The sequence below is a fragment of the Xanthomonas sp. NCPPB 1638 genome, from assembly GCF_041475635.2.
Lineage (GTDB): Bacteria > Pseudomonadota > Gammaproteobacteria > Xanthomonadales > Xanthomonadaceae > Xanthomonas > Xanthomonas cucurbitae.
Genome location: NZ_CM192984.1, coordinates 2,177,824 through 2,194,298 on the forward strand (window position 1 = coordinate 2,177,824; position 16,475 = coordinate 2,194,298).

At 63.4% G+C, this 16,475-nt stretch carries 14 protein-coding genes, 1 tRNA gene and 1 pseudogene; 14 read left to right on the plus strand and 2 right to left on the minus strand.

Annotated elements, in window-relative coordinates:
* Positions 1–54: 54 nt before the first annotated feature.
* Positions 55–183: pseudogene (locus tag ACCQ13_RS09520) on the minus strand (LacI family transcriptional regulator); the annotation flags it as partial.
* 179 nt (positions 184–362) lie between these two features.
* Positions 363–1,484 carry a LacI family DNA-binding transcriptional regulator gene (locus tag ACCQ13_RS09525; protein ID WP_167526883.1) on the minus strand — a complete coding sequence of 374 codons (1,122 nt, stop codon included), beginning with the start codon at positions 1,482–1,484 and terminating at the stop codon, positions 363–365.
* A gap of 325 nt (positions 1,485–1,809) precedes the next feature.
* Here ACCQ13_RS09525 and thrS point away from each other — a divergent pair, with 325 nt between their 5' ends.
* The 14 genes from thrS to ACCQ13_RS09595 all read left to right on the plus strand — a co-directional run bounded on the left by thrS (position 1,810) and on the right by ACCQ13_RS09595 (position 16,446).
* Positions 1,810–3,714: a threonine--tRNA ligase gene (gene thrS, locus ACCQ13_RS09530; protein WP_104602793.1), complete on the plus strand. Its 1,905-nt coding sequence runs from the start codon at positions 1,810–1,812 to the stop codon at positions 3,712–3,714.
* A gap of 48 nt (positions 3,715–3,762) precedes the next feature.
* On the plus strand, positions 3,763–4,305 hold the full coding sequence (gene infC, locus ACCQ13_RS09535; protein WP_082861869.1) for a translation initiation factor IF-3: 543 nt from the start codon (positions 3,763–3,765) through the stop codon (positions 4,303–4,305).
* Positions 4,306–4,542: 237 nt separating this feature from the next.
* Positions 4,543–4,740, plus strand: coding sequence for a 50S ribosomal protein L35 (gene rpmI, locus ACCQ13_RS09540; RefSeq protein ID WP_002811096.1), 198 nt, complete (start codon positions 4,543–4,545; stop codon positions 4,738–4,740).
* A 10-nt stretch (positions 4,741–4,750) separates the two neighbouring features.
* Positions 4,751–5,110: a 50S ribosomal protein L20 gene (gene rplT, locus ACCQ13_RS09545; RefSeq protein ID WP_003484828.1), complete on the plus strand. Its 360-nt coding sequence runs from the start codon at positions 4,751–4,753 to the stop codon at positions 5,108–5,110.
* 287 nt (positions 5,111–5,397) lie between these two features.
* Entirely contained in the window at positions 5,398–6,393 is a 996-nt protein-coding gene (gene pheS, locus ACCQ13_RS09550) for a phenylalanine--tRNA ligase subunit alpha (protein WP_104602792.1), read from the plus strand.
* 126 nt (positions 6,394–6,519) lie between these two features.
* The gene (gene pheT, locus ACCQ13_RS09555) at positions 6,520–8,898 is read left to right on the plus strand and encodes a phenylalanine--tRNA ligase subunit beta (RefSeq protein WP_159407088.1); all 2,379 of its coding nucleotides are present in this window, start codon (positions 6,520–6,522) and stop codon (positions 8,896–8,898) included.
* Between the two features lie 21 nt (positions 8,899–8,919).
* Positions 8,920–9,219: an integration host factor subunit alpha gene (locus tag ACCQ13_RS09560; RefSeq protein ID WP_002811076.1), complete on the plus strand. Its 300-nt coding sequence runs from the start codon at positions 8,920–8,922 to the stop codon at positions 9,217–9,219.
* On the plus strand, positions 9,200–9,556 hold the full coding sequence (locus tag ACCQ13_RS09565) for a MerR family transcriptional regulator (RefSeq protein WP_005995911.1): 357 nt from the start codon (positions 9,200–9,202) through the stop codon (positions 9,554–9,556). Before ACCQ13_RS09560 ends, ACCQ13_RS09565 begins: the two co-directional genes overlap by 20 nt.
* A 61-nt stretch (positions 9,557–9,617) precedes the next feature.
* Positions 9,618–9,694: transfer RNA gene (locus ACCQ13_RS09570), tRNA-Pro, on the plus strand.
* Between the two features lie 468 nt (positions 9,695–10,162).
* Complete coding sequence (locus ACCQ13_RS09575) at positions 10,163–10,861, plus strand: polysaccharide biosynthesis/export family protein (protein ID WP_167526884.1); 699 nt, start codon at positions 10,163–10,165, stop codon at positions 10,859–10,861.
* Entirely contained in the window at positions 10,843–12,282 is a 1,440-nt protein-coding gene (locus ACCQ13_RS09580; protein ID WP_159407089.1) for a GumC family protein, read from the plus strand. The genes ACCQ13_RS09575 and ACCQ13_RS09580 overlap by 19 nt, the downstream gene beginning before the upstream one ends.
* 246 nt (positions 12,283–12,528) lie before the next feature.
* Positions 12,529–13,983, plus strand: coding sequence for an undecaprenyl-phosphate glucose phosphotransferase (locus ACCQ13_RS09585; RefSeq protein ID WP_159407090.1), 1,455 nt, complete (start codon positions 12,529–12,531; stop codon positions 13,981–13,983).
* Positions 13,984–14,077: 94 nt separating this feature from the next.
* Positions 14,078–15,367, plus strand: coding sequence for a polysaccharide biosynthesis protein GumE (locus ACCQ13_RS09590; protein WP_223214452.1), 1,290 nt, complete (start codon positions 14,078–14,080; stop codon positions 15,365–15,367).
* On the plus strand, positions 15,364–16,446 hold the full coding sequence (locus tag ACCQ13_RS09595) for an acyltransferase family protein (protein ID WP_159407092.1): 1,083 nt from the start codon (positions 15,364–15,366) through the stop codon (positions 16,444–16,446). Before ACCQ13_RS09590 ends, ACCQ13_RS09595 begins: the two co-directional genes overlap by 4 nt.
* Positions 16,447–16,475: the final 29 nt, after the last annotated feature.

Sequence of the window (16,475 nt, forward strand, 5' to 3'; positions counted from 1 at the left end):
GCGCTCCTACGAAGCGTTTCTTGCAGCCCCATGCATGCGCTGACGAATCCCGACTCAGCGCCTGGTAGTCCCATCGGCGGCCCTGCCAGTCACTGCTTCGCCGGTCTCCGCGCCGGACGGGTTCCAGCCCAGCGGCGGCTGCAACCCGCTGCTGTGCGAGGAGTCGCGCACGGCCAGTTTCACTTCCCGCATTGCGCAAGCAACTCGACGCCCAGATGGCCGAACAAGCCGCCCGCGACGTTCGCAATCTGTAGGAGCGCACCTGGGCGCGACGGGGCATTATCGGTAACGCTTCATCGCGCCCAGGTGCGCTCCTACGAAGCGTTTCTTGCAGCCCCATGCATGCGCTGACGAATCCCGACTCAGCGCCTGGCAGTCCCATCGGCGGCCCTGCCAGTCACCGCCTCGCCAGTCTCCGCGCCGGATGGGTTCCAGCCCAACGGCGGCTGCAATCCGCTACTGTGCGAGGAATCGCGCACGGCCAGCTTCACCGGAATCGTGCGGCTTTGCGCCGCTTCGCCGCGGATCAGCGCCACCAGGCTTTCCACCAGCAGCGTGCCGGCCTGCTTGGTGTCCTGCTGCACCGTGGACAAGGCCGGCGCCACCGAGGCGGCCAGCGCGATATCGTCGAAGCCGCTGACCGCCACGTCCTGCGGCACGCGCAGGCCGCGCTCGCGCAGGGCGCGCATCGCGCCGATGGCGATCAGATCGCTGGCCGCGCACACTGCATCGAAGGCGTGGCCGCTGTCGAGCAGCGCCAGGCACGCGGCATGGCCGGACGACTCGGTGGTGATCGCATCGAACTGCAACGCCGCATCGGCAACCAGGCCCTGTTGTGCCAGCGCGGCCACGTGACCGCGGTAGCGTTCCTCGAATTCGGGGTAATGATTGGAGGCATGGCCCAGGAAGGCGATACGCCGGCAGCCCTGCGCCAACAGGTGCTCGGTGATGTCCAGCCCGCCCTGGTAGTTGTCGCTGCCGATCGAGATACCCGGTTGGCCCGGCAGCGCCGCGCCCCAGCGCACGAAATGCGTGCCTTGCTCCACCAGCAGCTGCAGCCGCTGGCGCGACTGTTGGTAATCGCCGTAGCCCAGCAGGATGATGCCGTCGGCCTTGTTGCTGTCTTCGTAGTCGGCCTGCCAATCCTTGGACAGTTGCTGGAACGACACCAGCAGGTCGTAGCCCTGCAGCGCGCAGGCGCGGGTGATCGAGCCCAGCATCGAATGGAAGAACGGATTAATCAGCGAATCGTCGGCGGTGGGGTCTTCGAAGAACAGCAGCGCCAGCGTGCCGGCATTGCGCAGCCGCAACGAAGAAGCATTCTTGTCCACTTTGTAGTTCAGCTCGCGGGCAATCCGCAGGATGCGCTTGCGGGTTTCCTCGTTGACCATCGGGCTGCCGCGCAGGGCACGCGACACGGTCGGCTGCGACACGCCGGCCAGGTAGGCGATATCCAGCGAGGTGGCTTTACCCTTGATGGTCATGGTCGGCAGCGGCAGGACGAGTGGCCGGCATCATGCCATGCGCCCGCCGGCCCCGTGCCGGGCTGCCCGGTGGCCGCCTGATTGGTTTACCATTCACCTCCAAGACCCCTTGCGAGAAGGTGGCCCGCGCCCCGCGCCGGCCGAGCGTGCGACATGAGCACTACCACCGCCCACCGCTGATCCCGAGCGGCGCCCGTGTCCGTGGCGCCCGCGACGCGGTCTTCCGCATGACCTTTCCCGCTTCTCCCCGAGCCTGTCCAGCAGTGGTCAGGCCTCCCATGGCAGCTTCCGGCTGCAGCCAGACCAGACATCATTATTCTTGCCCATGATCAACATCACGCTCCCCGACGGCAGCCGCCGCGAATTCGAATCCCCCGTCTCGGTCATGCAGGTCGCCCAGTCGATCGGCGCGGGCCTGGCCAAGGCCACCATCGCCGGCCAGGTCGATGGCCAGCTGGTCGATGCCAGCGACGTCATCGACCATGACGTCAGCCTGCGCATCATCACCGCCAAGGATGCCGAAGGCGTGGAGATCATCCGCCATTCCTGCGCTCACCTGGTCGGCCACGCGGTCAAGCAGCTCTACCCCGAGGTCAAGATGGTGATCGGTCCGGTCATTGCCGAAGGCTTCTATTACGACATCTATAGCGAGCGCCCGTTCACGCCCGAAGACATGGCCGCGATCGAGCAGCGGATGCAGGAGCTGATCGCGCAGGATTACGACGTCATCAAGAAGGTCACTCCGCGCGCCGAGGTGGTCGAGGTGTTCGCCCAGCGTGGCGAGGAGTACAAGCTGCGCCTGATCGAGGACATGTCCGCCGACATCACCGCGATGGGGCTGTACTACCACCAGGAATACGTGGACATGTGCCGTGGCCCGCACGTGCCCAACACGCGCTTCCTCAAGGCCTTCAAGCTGACCCGTATTTCCGGTGCCTACTGGCGCGGCGATGCCAAGAACGAGCAATTGCAGCGCATCTACGGCACCGCCTGGGCCGACAAGAAGCAGCTGGACGCCTACATCCTGCGCATGGAAGAAGCCGACAAGCGCGACCACCGCAAGATCGGCAAGGCGCAGGACCTGTTCCACCTGCAGGAGGAAGGGCCGGGCCTGGTGTTCTGGCATCCCAAGGGCTGGTCGCTGTGGCAAGTGGTCGAGCAGTACATGCGCCGCGTCTACCGCGACAGCGGCTACGGCGAGGTGCGCTGCCCACAGATCCTGGATGTGTCGCTGTGGCAAAAATCCGGCCACTGGGACAACTACCAGGACGCGATGTTCTTCACCGAATCGGAGAAGCGCACCTACGCGGTCAAGCCGATGAACTGCCCGGGCCATGTGCAGGTGTTCAACCAGGGCCTGCACAGCTACCGCGACCTGCCGATCCGCTATGGCGAATTCGGCGCCTGCCACCGTAACGAGCCGTCCGGCGCGTTGCACGGCATCCTGCGCGTGCGCGGGTTCACCCAGGACGATGGACACATCTTTTGCACCGAGGGGCAGATTGAGTCGGAGGTGACTGCGTTTCACCGGCAGGCGCTGAAGGTCTATACCGACTTCGGCTTCGACGAGATCCAGATCAAGATCGCGCTGCGCCCGGAAAAGCGCCTGGGCGACGACGCCACCTGGGACAAGGCCGAAGCCGCGCTACGCAGCGCGCTGGGCGTGTGCGGGGTGGAGTGGCAGGAGTTGCCGGGCGAGGGCGCCTTCTATGGCCCCAAGATCGAGTACCACCTCAAGGACGCCATCGGCCGCACCTGGCAGCTGGGCACCATGCAGGTCGATTTCATGATGCCTGGCCGGCTGGGCGCCGAGTATGTGGACGAGAACAGCCAGAAGAAGCATCCGGTGATGCTGCACCGGGCCATCGTCGGCTCGATGGAGCGTTTCATCGGCATTCTGATCGAGCACCACGCCGGCGCGTTCCCGTCCTGGCTGGCTCCGGTGCAGGTCGTCGTCGCCAACATTACCGACGCTCAGGCCGAATATGTGGACTCGGTTCGGAAAACCCTTGCAAATCAAGGCTTCCGTGTCAGCGCCGATTTGCGTAACGAGAAGATCGGTTATAAGATCCGCGAGCATACGCTGCAACGCGTGCCCTATCTGCTCGTGGTCGGCGACCGTGAGAAGGAAAATGGCGCGGTTGCCGTGCGGACTCGCTCGGGAGAAGACCTTGGAACCATGGCGGTTTCGGCCTTCATCGAACGTCTGCAGGCAGAGCAGGCAGCGTGAGCCAACCCCGGCCGGTCTGGATGATCCGGATGCGCCGGTTCGATTCCCCTGGGAGATTGCAATATCAGTACCCCTGACAACAAACAGAACCGCAAGAACCAAGAAATCCGGGTGCCGCGCGTCCGCGTGATCGGCAGTGACGGAGAGATGGTCGGCGTGTTGTCGCGCGACGAAGCGCTCGCCAAGGCCGAAGAAGAAGGCCTGGACCTGGTCGAAATCCAGCCGCAGGCCGATCCGCCGGTCTGCAAGATCATGGATTTCGGCAAGTTCAAGTTCGAGCAGCAGAAGAAGGCCAACGAGGCCAAGAAGAAGACCAAGCAGGTCGAGATCAAGGAACTGAAGTTCCGCCCGGTCACCGATGAAGGTGACTACCAGATCAAGCTGCGCAACATGCGCCGCTTCCTGGAAGAGGGTGACAAGGTCAAGGTCAACATCCGCTTCCGTGGTCGTGAAATGAGCCACCAGGAGCTCGGTCGCGAGATGGCGGCCCGGATCGAGGCCGATCTGGGCGACGACATCGTCATCGAATCCCGTCCGCGCCTGGAAGGGCGTCAGATGGTCATGATGATCGCGCCGAAGAAGAAGATCTGACCCGCTGCCGCGGCGGCCCAACCCGGGCCAGCCGCGGCGATAGGGCGCGATTTGCAAGAATTCCCGGCAACGGGTAGACTGCGCGGCCCAGTTTATCGGGGCGCCGTGCAAGCGGCACCAGGACCTGTCCGGATCGTGTTCGATCAAGGGCTTACAAGCAGGCAAGGGCAAGGATGGAAAGCGTGGTCGCAAGACTGCCGCCCGTGTCAGTGACAAAACACCATCAAGGACATCGCAATGCCCAAGATCAAGACCAACCGGGCGGCGGCCAAGCGTTTCCGCAAGACTGCCTCCGGTAAGTACAAGTGCGGCCACGCAAACCGTAGCCACATCCTCACGAAGAAAGCGACCAAGCGCAAGCGCAACCTGCGGCAGACGAACCACGTCCGTGCCGAGGACGCTGGCCGTCTCGATCGTATGCTTCCCTACCTCTGAGGACTGACCCATGGCACGAGTAAAGCGTGGCGTACAGGCGCGTCGCCGCCACAAGAAAATTCTGACCCTGGCGAAGGGCTACTACAACGCTCGCCGCAAGGTCTTCCGCGTTGCCAAGCAGGCCGTCATCAAGGCACAGCAGTACGCCTATATTGGCCGCAAGCAGAAGAAGCGTAATTTCCGTTCGCTGTGGATCACCCGCATCAATGCGGCTGCCCGCATCAACGGCCTGAGCTACAGCCGTTTCATGAATGGCCTGCTCAAGGCTGGTATAACCCTGGATCGCAAGGTGCTGGCCGATATTGCCGTGCACGACGCCGCCGGCTTTGCCGCGCTGGCCGAGAAGGCAAAGGGCGCGCTGGCGGCGTAAATGCAGGTCCCTCTGCAAGAGCCCGCACGCCGTATGTGCGAGTCCCTCGCAGGAGCCCGCACATCCATGTGCGGACTTTTGACAGAAGCGAGTCATCGTCAGTAGTCACACCTCGGTGCGGGTGCTTTCGATGCGTGAAACGCAGAGATGCAGGGGGAAGGGCGCGAGTCCTTCCCCTTTTGCGTTTTTGCGAAGCCACCAAGTGGGTGATGGCAGGTTGGTGCAGTGACAATGCGTTCCGGTGCACCCGGAAACACCGTTCGGCTAGCAGTTGAGGCGCAAGTGCAATGAGTGAGATTCAATCCCTGACCGAGCGCGCGCTGGCCGATGTTGCCGCCGCACAGACGCCGGACCAACTGGAAGCATTGCGGGTCGCCTTGCTGGGCAAGAGCGGCAGCATCACTGCCCAGCTCAAGCAGCTCGGCACGCTGCCGGCCGACCAGCGCAAGGCGGCCGGCGAGGCGATCAACCAGACCCGCGACGCACTGACCGCTGCATTGGCGCAGCGCAAGAACACGCTGGAAACCGCCGCATTGGACGCCCGTCTTGCCGGGGAGCGTATCGACGTCACCTTGCCGGGGCGTCGGGGTGAACGGGGCGGCCTGCATCCGGTCACGCGCACGCTCGAGCGTATCGTCGAGATCTTCGCGCGGCTGGGCTACGAGTTGTCTGATGGCCCGGAAATCGAGGACGACTGGCACAACTTCGAAGCGCTGAACTTCCCGCCGCACCATCCGGCGCGCGCGATGCACGACACGTTCTACTTCGGCGACGGCCGCCTGTTGCGGACCCACACCTCCGGTGTGCAGGTGCGCTACATGGACGCACACACGCCGCCGCTGCGCATGATCGCCGCCGGCAAGGTGTATCGCTCCGATTCGGACCAGACCCACTCGCCGATGTTCCATCAGGTCGAAGGGCTGTTGGTGGACGAGCATTCCAACTTCGCCGATCTCAAGGGCACCTTGTCCGAGTTCGTGCGCGCGTTCTTCGAGCGCGATTTCGAAATGCGCTTTCGTCCCAGCTATTTCCCGTTCGTGGAGCCGGGTGCGGAAGTGGATATTGCCTGGCAGCAGCCCGATGGCAGCACGCGCTGGCTGGAAGTGCTGGGCTGCGGCATGGTGCACCCGAACGTGCTGCGCAGTGTCGGCATCGATCCGGAGCGCTACACCGGCTTCGCCTTCGGCCTGGGCGTGGAGCGTTTTGCGATGCTGCGTTACGGCGTCAACGACCTGCGCGCCTTCTTCGAGAACGACGTGCGTTTTCTCAGGCAGTTTGCCTGACGGCAGGGAATCGGGATTCGGGAATCGGGAATCGTAAGGGCCGTACGCTCTGTCGATTCCTTTCCGGACGCCTGGTAACCCCGCTTTTGCGATTCCCCACTCCCCATTCCCGATTCCCGGTTCTCCATGAAATTCTCAGAAAATTGGCTGCGTAGCCACGTTCCGATCCAGGCCAGCCGCGAGGCGTTGGCGGCGACGCTGACGGCGATCGGTCTGGAGGTGGAAGAGGTAACGCCGTTGGGCGCGTCGCTGGGCCAGGTGGTGGTGGCGCGGATCGTCGCAGCGGTGCGGCACCCGGAGGCTGACCGCCTGCAGATCTGCAGCGTGGATGCCGGGCAGGGCGAGTTGTTGCAGATCGTATGCGGCGCGCCGAATGCGCGTGCAGGCCTGGTGGCGCCGTTGGCGCTGATCGGTGCGCAGATCGGCGAGCTGACCATCACCGCGGCCAAGCTGCGCGGTGTGCCCTCCAACGGCATGTTGTGCTCGGCCAAGGAACTGGGCCTGGACAGCGACGCCTCCGGCCTGTTCGAACTGCCGGACGATGCGCCGGTGGGTCAGGCGCTGGCCGAGTATCTCGGCCTGCCCGACGCCAGCATCGAGATCAAGCTCACCCCCAATCGCGCTGATTGCTTCAGCGTGCGTGGCATTGCCTTCGATGTGGCGGCGGCTTGCGCCAGCGAAGTGGTTGCCTTCGACGCGGCTGCCGTTGCGCCGGTGTCCACGCGGACGCTGGCGGTGGAGCTGGACGCCGACAAGGAAGCGCCACGCTATTGCGGGCGTGTGATCGAAGGCATCGATCCGGCGGCGACCACGCCGGTCTGGCTGGCCGAGCGCCTGCGCCGCAGTGGTGTGCGCCCGGTGTCGTTGCTGGTGGACATCACCCAGTACGTGATGCTGGAACTGGGCCAACCGATGCACGCCTTCGACCTGGACACCTTGCAGGGGCCGATCGGCGTGCGCCGTTCGCGCGCCGGCGAGCAACTGGCGCTGCTGGACGGGCGGCAGGTGACGCTGGACGACAGCTTCCTGACCATCACCGATGCCGGCCGCCCGGTGGCGCTGGCCGGGCTGATGGGCGGGCTGGACACGCGGGTCACCGAGACTACCCGCAACGTGTTCCTGGAGTCGGCATATTTCGATCCGGCCGCGATCATGGGCCGTGGTCGCAAGCTCGGCCTGCACACCGATGCCGGCCATCGCTTCGAACGTGGGGTGGACCCGGCACTGGCGCCACAGGCGATCGAAGTGGCCACGCGCCTGGTGCTGGATCTGGCCGGCGGTACGCCGGGCCCGGTGGTGCATGCCGAGTTGCCGCAGCATCTGCCGCAGGCCGCACCGATCACGTTGCGTCGCGCGCGGATCGCACGCGTGCTTGGTATCCAGATCGACGATGCGGAGGTGGTGCGCATCCTGAGCGCGCTCGGCATGCAGCTTGAGGCCGTGGCCGAGGGCTGGCAGGTGATGGCGCCGAGCCGTCGCTTCGATATCGCCATCGAGGAAGATCTGATCGAAGAACTGGCGCGCATCCATGGTTACGACCGGGTGCCGACCACGCTGCCCGGCGGTGCCAGCCGGATTGCGATGCCGAGCGAAACCCAGCTGGACGAGCTCAGCGTGCGCCGCCAGCTGGTGGCGCGGGACCTGCAGGAGACCATCAACTACGCCTTCGTCGATGCCGACCTGCTGCAGCAGTGGCAGCTCAACGACGGCGTCGTGCCGCTGGCCAACCCGCTCAGTGCGGAGCTGGCCATCATGCGTCCGCGCCTGCTACCGGGTCTGGTGGCGACCCTGGGCCGTAATGCCGCGCGCCAGGCCGGGCGCGTGCGCCTGTTCGAGCTGGGCAAGGTGTTCGCCGCTGCCGCCGATGCGGGCGTGGCGCCGCGCGAAGCCCAGCACGTTGCCGTTGCAGTGTGCGGCGATGCGCTGGCGCTGCAATGGGGCGAGCCGGCACGCAAGGTGGACTTCCATGATGTGAAGGGCGACCTGCTGGCGCTGGCGGCGGCCAGCGGTGCGGTGCTGGAGTTCCGTCCGTCGGCGCAGCCGTTCGGGCATCCGGGCCGTTCGGCTGACATCTACCGCGACGGGGTGTGCATCGGCTGGATCGGTCAGGTGCATCCGCGCCTGGCCAAGGCGATGGACATCGACGTGGACGTGCTCGCGTTCGAACTGGAGCTTGCACCGCTGGTGCGGCGCGCCTTGCCGCGTGCCGGCGAGCTGTCGCGGTTCCCCTCGGTGCGCCGCGACCTGGCCTTCCTGGTACCGGAGGAGGTGAGTTGGGCGGCGCTGTCGGCCAGCGTGCAGACTGCCGTCGGTCCGTTGCTGCGCGAGGTGCAGTTGTTCGACCGCTATGTCGGGCAGGGGGTCGAGCCAGGTTTCAAGAGTCTGGCTATGGGCTTGATTTTGCAGGATAACTCGCGCACTCTCACCGACCGGGACGTGGATGCGGTCGTGGCCGATGTGGTAGCGGTGGTCGAGCGCGAGCACCGCGCCCGGATCCGGAGTTGAGGCGGTAACCAGGGGATTGGCATGGCATTGACGAAAGCGGAGATGGCCGAGCGTCTGTTCGACGAAGTCGGCCTGAACAAGCGCGAGGCAAAGGAATTTGTCGATGCGTTCTTCGACGTGCTGCGCGATGCGCTGGAGCAGGGCCGCCAAGTGAAGCTGTCCGGTTTCGGCAACTTCGATCTGCGGCGCAAGAATCAACGGCCCGGTCGCAATCCCAAGACCGGTGAGGAAATTCCGATCTCGGCCCGAACGGTGGTGACCTTCCGCCCGGGCCAGAAACTCAAGGAACGGGTGGAGGCTTATGCTGGATCCGGGCAGTAATCGCGAGCTACCGCCGATACCGGCCAAGCGCTACTTCACCATCGGTGAAGTGAGCGAGCTGTGCGACGTCAAGCCGCACGTATTGCGCTACTGGGAAACGGAATTTCCGAGCCTGGAGCCGGTCAAGCGGCGCGGCAATCGGCGCTACTACCAGCGCCACGACGTATTGATGGTGCGGCAGATCCGCGGCCTGCTCTACGAGCAGGGCTATACCATTGGCGGTGCGCGCCTGCGTCTGGAGGGTGATGGCGCCAAGAGCGAGTCGGCATTGAGCAACCAGATCATCAAGCAGGTGCGGATGGAGCTGGAAGAAGTGCTGCAACTGCTGCGCCGCTAGGAAAACCTTGCGCAAAGCCGCTATAATCGCAGGCCGCCCTGGTGGCGGGACGCAACATCTTCGGGGTATAGCGCAGCCTGGTAGCGCACTAGTCTGGGGGACTAGTGGTCGTCGGTTCGAATCCGGCTACCCCGACCAAACACCAAGCCCATGTCGCCGCGACATGGGCTTTTTGCTGCGCCGCATCACGTGAATGGATGCGCATTTCGATCTACCTCGATACGTCGATCGGCATACCTGTGAGAGCGTTGGGTGGGTGCGCTAGCGCCCGTTCCGTATGGTCCTGCTCGCTATTGATGTACATGATTTAACTGCGCTAAGTGACCGAAAACACTCCAATTGACGCGGTTTGGTTGCGGACGTTCATCACATTTTTTTGACGTTTCATCTACAAATTTGAATCAATAGGCCAACGCCGTCAAAAAAATGGCGTGCTGCGTCTTGCAGCGCACGCGTTCTGTGCCATAGTGCAGTGCAACACGTCATCTCCGACGTGATACCGACATGATCGGAGTGCACTCTCTGTCGTACGTTCGTGCTGGCGCGTTGGCCGCTTGAATGCTGCGCGAGCTCCTGTCCCACCAACCGAGGCAGCCAGCCACACGCATGAAGAAACTGATCGGACGATTCTGCCAAGGTCTGGGCCTGGCGTTGATCTGCTCGATGACGCTGGGCGCCTGCAGCACCGGCAAGGACATGGCGAACGCGTTGCCGCTTCCGGACCCGCTGGCGATGTCTGCCGTGCAGCCGGAATATCGCCTCTCGCCGGGCGACCTGCTGCTGGTCAAGGTGTTCCAGGTCGACGACCTGGAGCGCCAGGTGCGCATCGACCAAAATGGTCACATCTCATTGCCGCTGATCGGCGACGTCAATGCCGTCGGCATGGGGGTCGGTGAGCTGGAAAAGCTGGTCGCCGACCGTTATCGCAACGGTTATCTGCAGGATCCGCAGGTGTCGGTGTTCGTGCAGGAATCCAACGGCCGGCGTGTCACGGTGACCGGGGCGGTGGACGAGCCGGGCATCTATCCGGTGATCGGCGCCAACCTCACCCTGCAGCAGGCCATCGCGCAGGCCAAAGGCGTCAGCACCGTGGCCAGTCGCGGCAACGTCATCGTGTTCCGCATGGTCAAGGGGCAGAGGATGCTCGCGCGCTTCGACCTGACCGAGATCGAAAAGGGAACCCACCCGGACCCTGAGATCTATGGCGGTGACATTGTCGTGGTGTACCGCTCGGATGCGCGCGTGTGGTTGCGCACCATGCTGGAACTGACCCCCTTGGTGATGGTGTGGCGCGCTTACCGATGAGTATGAATTCCGACAACACGTCTTCGTCGTCGCATCGCCACGGGCACCTGGAACTGGCGGACGTGAGCTTGCTGGACTATTGGCGTGCGCTGGTGTCGCAGCGCTGGCTGATCGTCTGCATCACCGTGGCTGCAGTGGTGCTGGCGCTGGGTATCACCTTGTTGATGCCGGAAAAGTATCGTGCCACCAGCACGCTGCAGATCGAGCGTGATTCGCTCAATGTGGTCAACGTCGACAACCTGATGCCGGTGGAGTCGCCGCAGGACCGCGACTTCTACCAGACCCAGTACCAGTTGCTGCAGAGCCGCTCGTTGGCGCGTGCGGTGATCCGCGAAGCCAAGCTCGACCAGGAGCCGGCATTCAAGGAGCAGGTCGACGAAGCGTTGGCGAAGGCGGCGGCCAAGAACCCAGAGGTCGGCAAGTCGGTAGATTCGCGTCAGGCGATCATCGAGCGCAGCCTCACCGACACCTTGCTGGCGGGGTTGGTGGTAGAACCGATCCTCAATTCGCGACTGGTCTACGTCAACTACGATTCGCCGGACCCGGTGCTGGCGGCCAAGATCGCCAACACGTATCCCAAGGTGTTCATCGTCAGTACCCAGCAGCGCCGCATGAAGGCATCCTCGTTCGCCACCCAGTTCTTGTCCGAGCGCCTGGAGCAGTTGCGCGGCAAGGTGGAAGACTCCGAGAAGCAACTGGTGGCGTATTCCACCGACGAGCAGATCGTCTCGGTGGGCGATGACAAGCCCTCGCTGCCGGCGCAGAACCTGACCGACCTCAATGCGCTGCTGGCCTCGGCGCAGGATGCACGCATCAAGGCCGAGGCCGCCTGGCGCCAGGCCGCCACCGGCGATGCGATGTCGCTGCCGCAGGTGCTGAGCAGCCCGTTGATCCAGACGCTGCGCGGCGAGCAGGTGCGCCTGACCAGCGAGTACCAGCAGAAGCTGTCGACCTTCAAGCCGGATTACCCGGAAATGCAGCGCCTGAAGGCGCAGATCGAAGAGTCGCGCCGGCAGATCAACGGCGAGGTTGTCAACGTGCGTCAGTCGCTCAAGGCGACCTACGACGCGTCTGTCCACCAGGAGCAACTGCTCAACGAACGCATCGCCGGCCTGCGCAACAATGAACTGGACCTGCAGAGCCGCAGCATTCGCTACAACATGCTCAAGCGCGACGTCGATACCAATCGCCAGCTCTATGACGCGCTCCTGCAGCGTTACAAGGAAATCGGCGTGGCGGGCAATGTCGGCGCCAACAACGTGACGATCGTCGATACAGCAGATGTGCCTACGTCCAGGACCTCACCAAAACTCAAACTTAATCTCGCATTGGGTCTTATCTTTGGCGTATTTCTCGGTTTGGCAACCGCGCTTGTGCGTTACTTCCTGCGCGGCCCGGGCCTGCAAGCGCGCGTGAACTGACATCGTGGTGTTGCAAAACGCTGGTTAATTGAGGTGACAGGCGATTCAGCGTGGAACAAGGAAGAGTCGGTATGTTGCGGACTCTTCCATTGCAGAAAGTGTGTCTTACGTTGAAACAAAGGGCTGTCGGGTGATCTGGGGTCGGTAGCTATTACCGCGGCGATCATGCGACGGAGATGATTGAAGGCTCGCGTGCGTTTCGTATGTTCCCCCGCATGCAACGTATCGAGTTTGGAGGACATCCCCATGCTTCTGGCAGACCTCAGTAGCGCGACCTATAACACTTCCTCACCGCGGTTGTTGTCCAAGTATTCGGCGGCGGCCGACCTGGTACTGCGTGTGTTCGACCTGACCATGGTGGTGGTGTCCGGCCTGGTCGCTTACCGCATCGTGTTGGGCACCTGGGTGCCAGCGGCCCCGTATCGTGTGGCGATTGCCACCACGCTGTTGTACTCGGTGATCTGTTTCGCGCTGTTTCCGCTGTACCGCAGCTGGCGCGGCCGTGGGTTGCTGAGCGAGTTGGCCGTGCTTGGCGGCGCATTCGGCGGCGTGTTCGCGCTGTTTGCAGTGCACGCGCTGATCGTGCAGGTGGGCGAGCAAGTGGCGCGCGGCTGGATCGGTCTGTGGTTCGTCGGTGGCCTGGCATCGCTGGTGGCGGCACGCACCTTGTTGCGCGGCTTTCTGAATCACCTGCGTGCCCAGGGCGTGGACGTGCAGCGCGTGGTGGTGGTTGGCTTGCGCCATCCGGTGATGAAGATCAACCACTACCTGAGCCGCAATTCGTGGGTAGGGATGAATTTGGTCGGTTACTTTCGCACTCCCTACGACATTGCCGTGACCGAGCAGCGCCAGTCGCTGCCGTGCCTGGGCGAGCCGGATGCGCTGATCGACTACCTGAAGGAAAACCAGGTCGAGCAGGTGTGGATCTCGCTGCCGCTGGGTGAGCGCGAGCATATCAAGCAGCTGCTGCAGCGCCTGGACCGCTACCCGATCAACGTGAAGCTGGTGCCCGACCTGTTCGACTTCGGTCTGTTGAATCAGTCCGGCGAGCAGATCGGCAACACGCCGGTCATCAACCTGCGTCAGGGTGGTGTGGACCGCGACAACTACTTCGTGGTGGCCAAGGCGTTGCAGGACAAGATCCTGGCCGTGATCGCGCTGATGGGTCTGTGGCCGTTGATGGCTGCGATTGCCGTTGGCGTCAAGCTGAGCTCGCCGGGCCCGGTGTTCTTCCGCCAGCGCCGTCATGGCCTAGGTGGCCGCGAGTTCTACATGTTCAAGTTCCGCTCGATGCGCGTGCATGACGACCATGGCAGCACCATTCAGCAGGCGACCAAGAACGATACGCGTATCACCCGCTTCGGCGCGTTTCTGCGGCGTAGCAGCCTGGATGAGCTGCCGCAGATCTTCAATGTGCTGTGTGGCAGCATGTCGATCGTGGGGCCGCGTCCGCACGCGGCGCAGCACAACACGCACTACGAAAAGCTGATTAACCATTACATGCAGCGCCATTACGTCAAGCCGGGCATCACCGGTTGGGCGCAGGTGAACGGGTTCCGTGGCGAGACCCCGGAGCTGCGGACGATGAAGAAGCGCATCCAGTACGACCTGGATTACATCCGCCGCTGGTCGTTGTGGCTGGATATCCGCATCATCGTGCTGACTGCGGTGCGCGTGCTCGGACAGAAGACCGCGTACTGATGATGGCCGGACGCTTGCAAGCTGGCGCGTCCGGCGCTGCGGGCGGCTGCATGGCGGCCGCCTCACCTGCGCAGGCGGCTGCATGCTGATCCGAATGAGCGAGCAGGCCCGTGTTCGCTGGCATAACGCCTTGATCGAGCTGGCGTTATTGGTTGGCGTGGGTTACAACCTGGTGTTGGCACTCATCAATGCGAACGTGTTCACCGTCCGGCCGGTCATCACCTATGCGGTCGAGTTCATGGTCTATGCGGCGTGCTTCCTGCTAGGCCTTGGCTCGCTGAGCCGCAAGCGGCTGGCGCTTATCATCAGCGGGTTGGGGTTGATCGTGCTGCTGATGTTCGTCCGGTTTCTGGTGAACTGGCAGATCGACCCGAAGTTCTTCCGCGATGCGCTAGTGGTATTCGCCTTCGTCGTACTGGGCTCGGCCTATACCGGATCGCTGCCCAAACTGTTCATTCGCATGACCATCATCGTTTCGCTGGTCGCCGCGTTTGAACTGGCGATGCCAACCGCATATGGCGATCTGGTCAATCCGAAGAGCTTCTTCGTCAACGCACGCGGGATGAGTGCCGAAGGCTTCTGGAATGAGGACAGTAACCTGTTCGTGAGCGCGACCCGGCCGGGCGAGCGCAACTTCCTGCCCGGCTCCAATCTGCCGCGCGCCTCCTCGATGTTCATCGAGCCGGTGACCATGGGCAACTACATCTGCTTCTTCACCGCCATCTTGCTGGTGTTCTGGCGCTGGATGCGACCTGCGGCGCTGCTGCTGTCGGTTGGATTGATCGGCTTCATGATCGTCGCCTCCGACGGACGGTTGGCTGCGGGCACCTGCGTGCTGATGGTGATGCTGTCGCCCCTGCTCAAACGTCTGGACCAGCGGCTTGCATTCCTGGTGTTCCTGCTGGTCATCATGAGCGCATGGTTGCTGGTCTGGATCACCGGTATCTCGGCTTACCAGGACACCACCATGGGGCGGGTGTTCTTCACCGTGAACTCGATGAACAACCTGTCGTTCAACTCCTGGATGGGGCTGGACTTCGCGCAGGCATACCGCTATTTCGATAGCGGCATTTCGTACTTCATTGCGTCGCAGTCCATCGTCGGGGTGCTGGCGTTCCTGTTGTCGTATTCGTTCCTGTTGTTGATGCCCAGCAAGGAAGGCCAGTTGTTCAAGAACCTGGCCATCTTCGCGTTTGCGCTGAGCTTGCTGGTCTCCAATGGCTATTTCTCGATCAAGACCTCGGCCCTGTGGTGGTTCGTGTGCGGCTGCCTCTGGCATCTGCGTCCCACCTGGTCCTCAGTGACCGCCGCCGAATCGCCAGGCAAGCATCAGGCAGGCTCCGAGCGCGAGCACATGCCTGTGCCGGCGGGAGCCATGCGATGAGCGTTGCCTCTGCTGCAGAGGCTGCGCGCGCACCCGACCTGCGGGTGGCTGGCGGCGGGCGGGCGCGCGATCCGCGGATCGATGCCGCCAAGGCGATCGCGATCCTGCTGGTGGTGTTTTGCCACGCCAAGGGCGTGCCGCAGGGCATGACGGTGTTCGCCTACAGCTTCCACGTGCCGTTGTTTTTCCTGGTGTCGGGATGGCTGGCGGCCGGCTACGCCTCGCGCACCACCAGCCTGTCGCAGACGATGACCAAGCCGGCGCGCAGTCTGTTGCTGCCATATGTCACCTTCTATCTGCTGGGCTATGCGTACTGGTTGCTGACCCGCAATATCGGGGAAAAGGCGGCTCGCTGGGGCAGTCATCCCTGGTGGGAACCCATCGTGTCGCTATTCACCGGCATCGGTCCCGATCTGTATGTGCAGCCGCCGCTATGGTTCCTGCCGGTGATGCTGGTGACGCTGATCGGCTATGTACTGCTGCGTCGCGTGCTGCCGCCGTTGGTAATCGCTGCGGTCGCGTTGGTGGTGGCATGGTTCTGGATGAACTGGTTCCCTGCCCAGGGCGTGCGGCTTTTTTTCGGGCTGGACGTGCTACCGGTGTCGTTGTGTTTCTACGCGCTTGGCGCATTGTTGATCCATGTGTCGCCGCGCCTGCCGACATCGCTGCCGGTCAGCGCGCTGGTGACCGTGGGATTGGCGCTTGCGGTTGCCTGGCTGGCGCAGGTCAACGGGCGTATCGACGTGAACATGCTGCAATTCGGTCGTAATCACGCCGTGTTCCTGCTCAGCGCCATCCTGGGCTCACTGATGGTGATCTGCGCGGCGCGGCTGGTGCAGCGCTGGGCATGGATTCAGTGGATCGGTCGCAACACCTTGCTGATCCTGTGCACGCACATGCTGGTGTTTTTCGTGTTGTCCGGCGTTGCGGCGGTTGCCGGTGGCGTTGGCTCGGCGCGTCCGGGCCTGGGCTGGGCGATCTTCGTCACGCTGTTCGCGCTGGCCGCGTGTGTGCCCATGCGCTGGGTCCTGATGCGCTTTGCTCCGTGGGCGTTGGGTGCGCGCATGGTGACCGCATGACCGGCGCTGCGGCATGACAACGGCGGCGG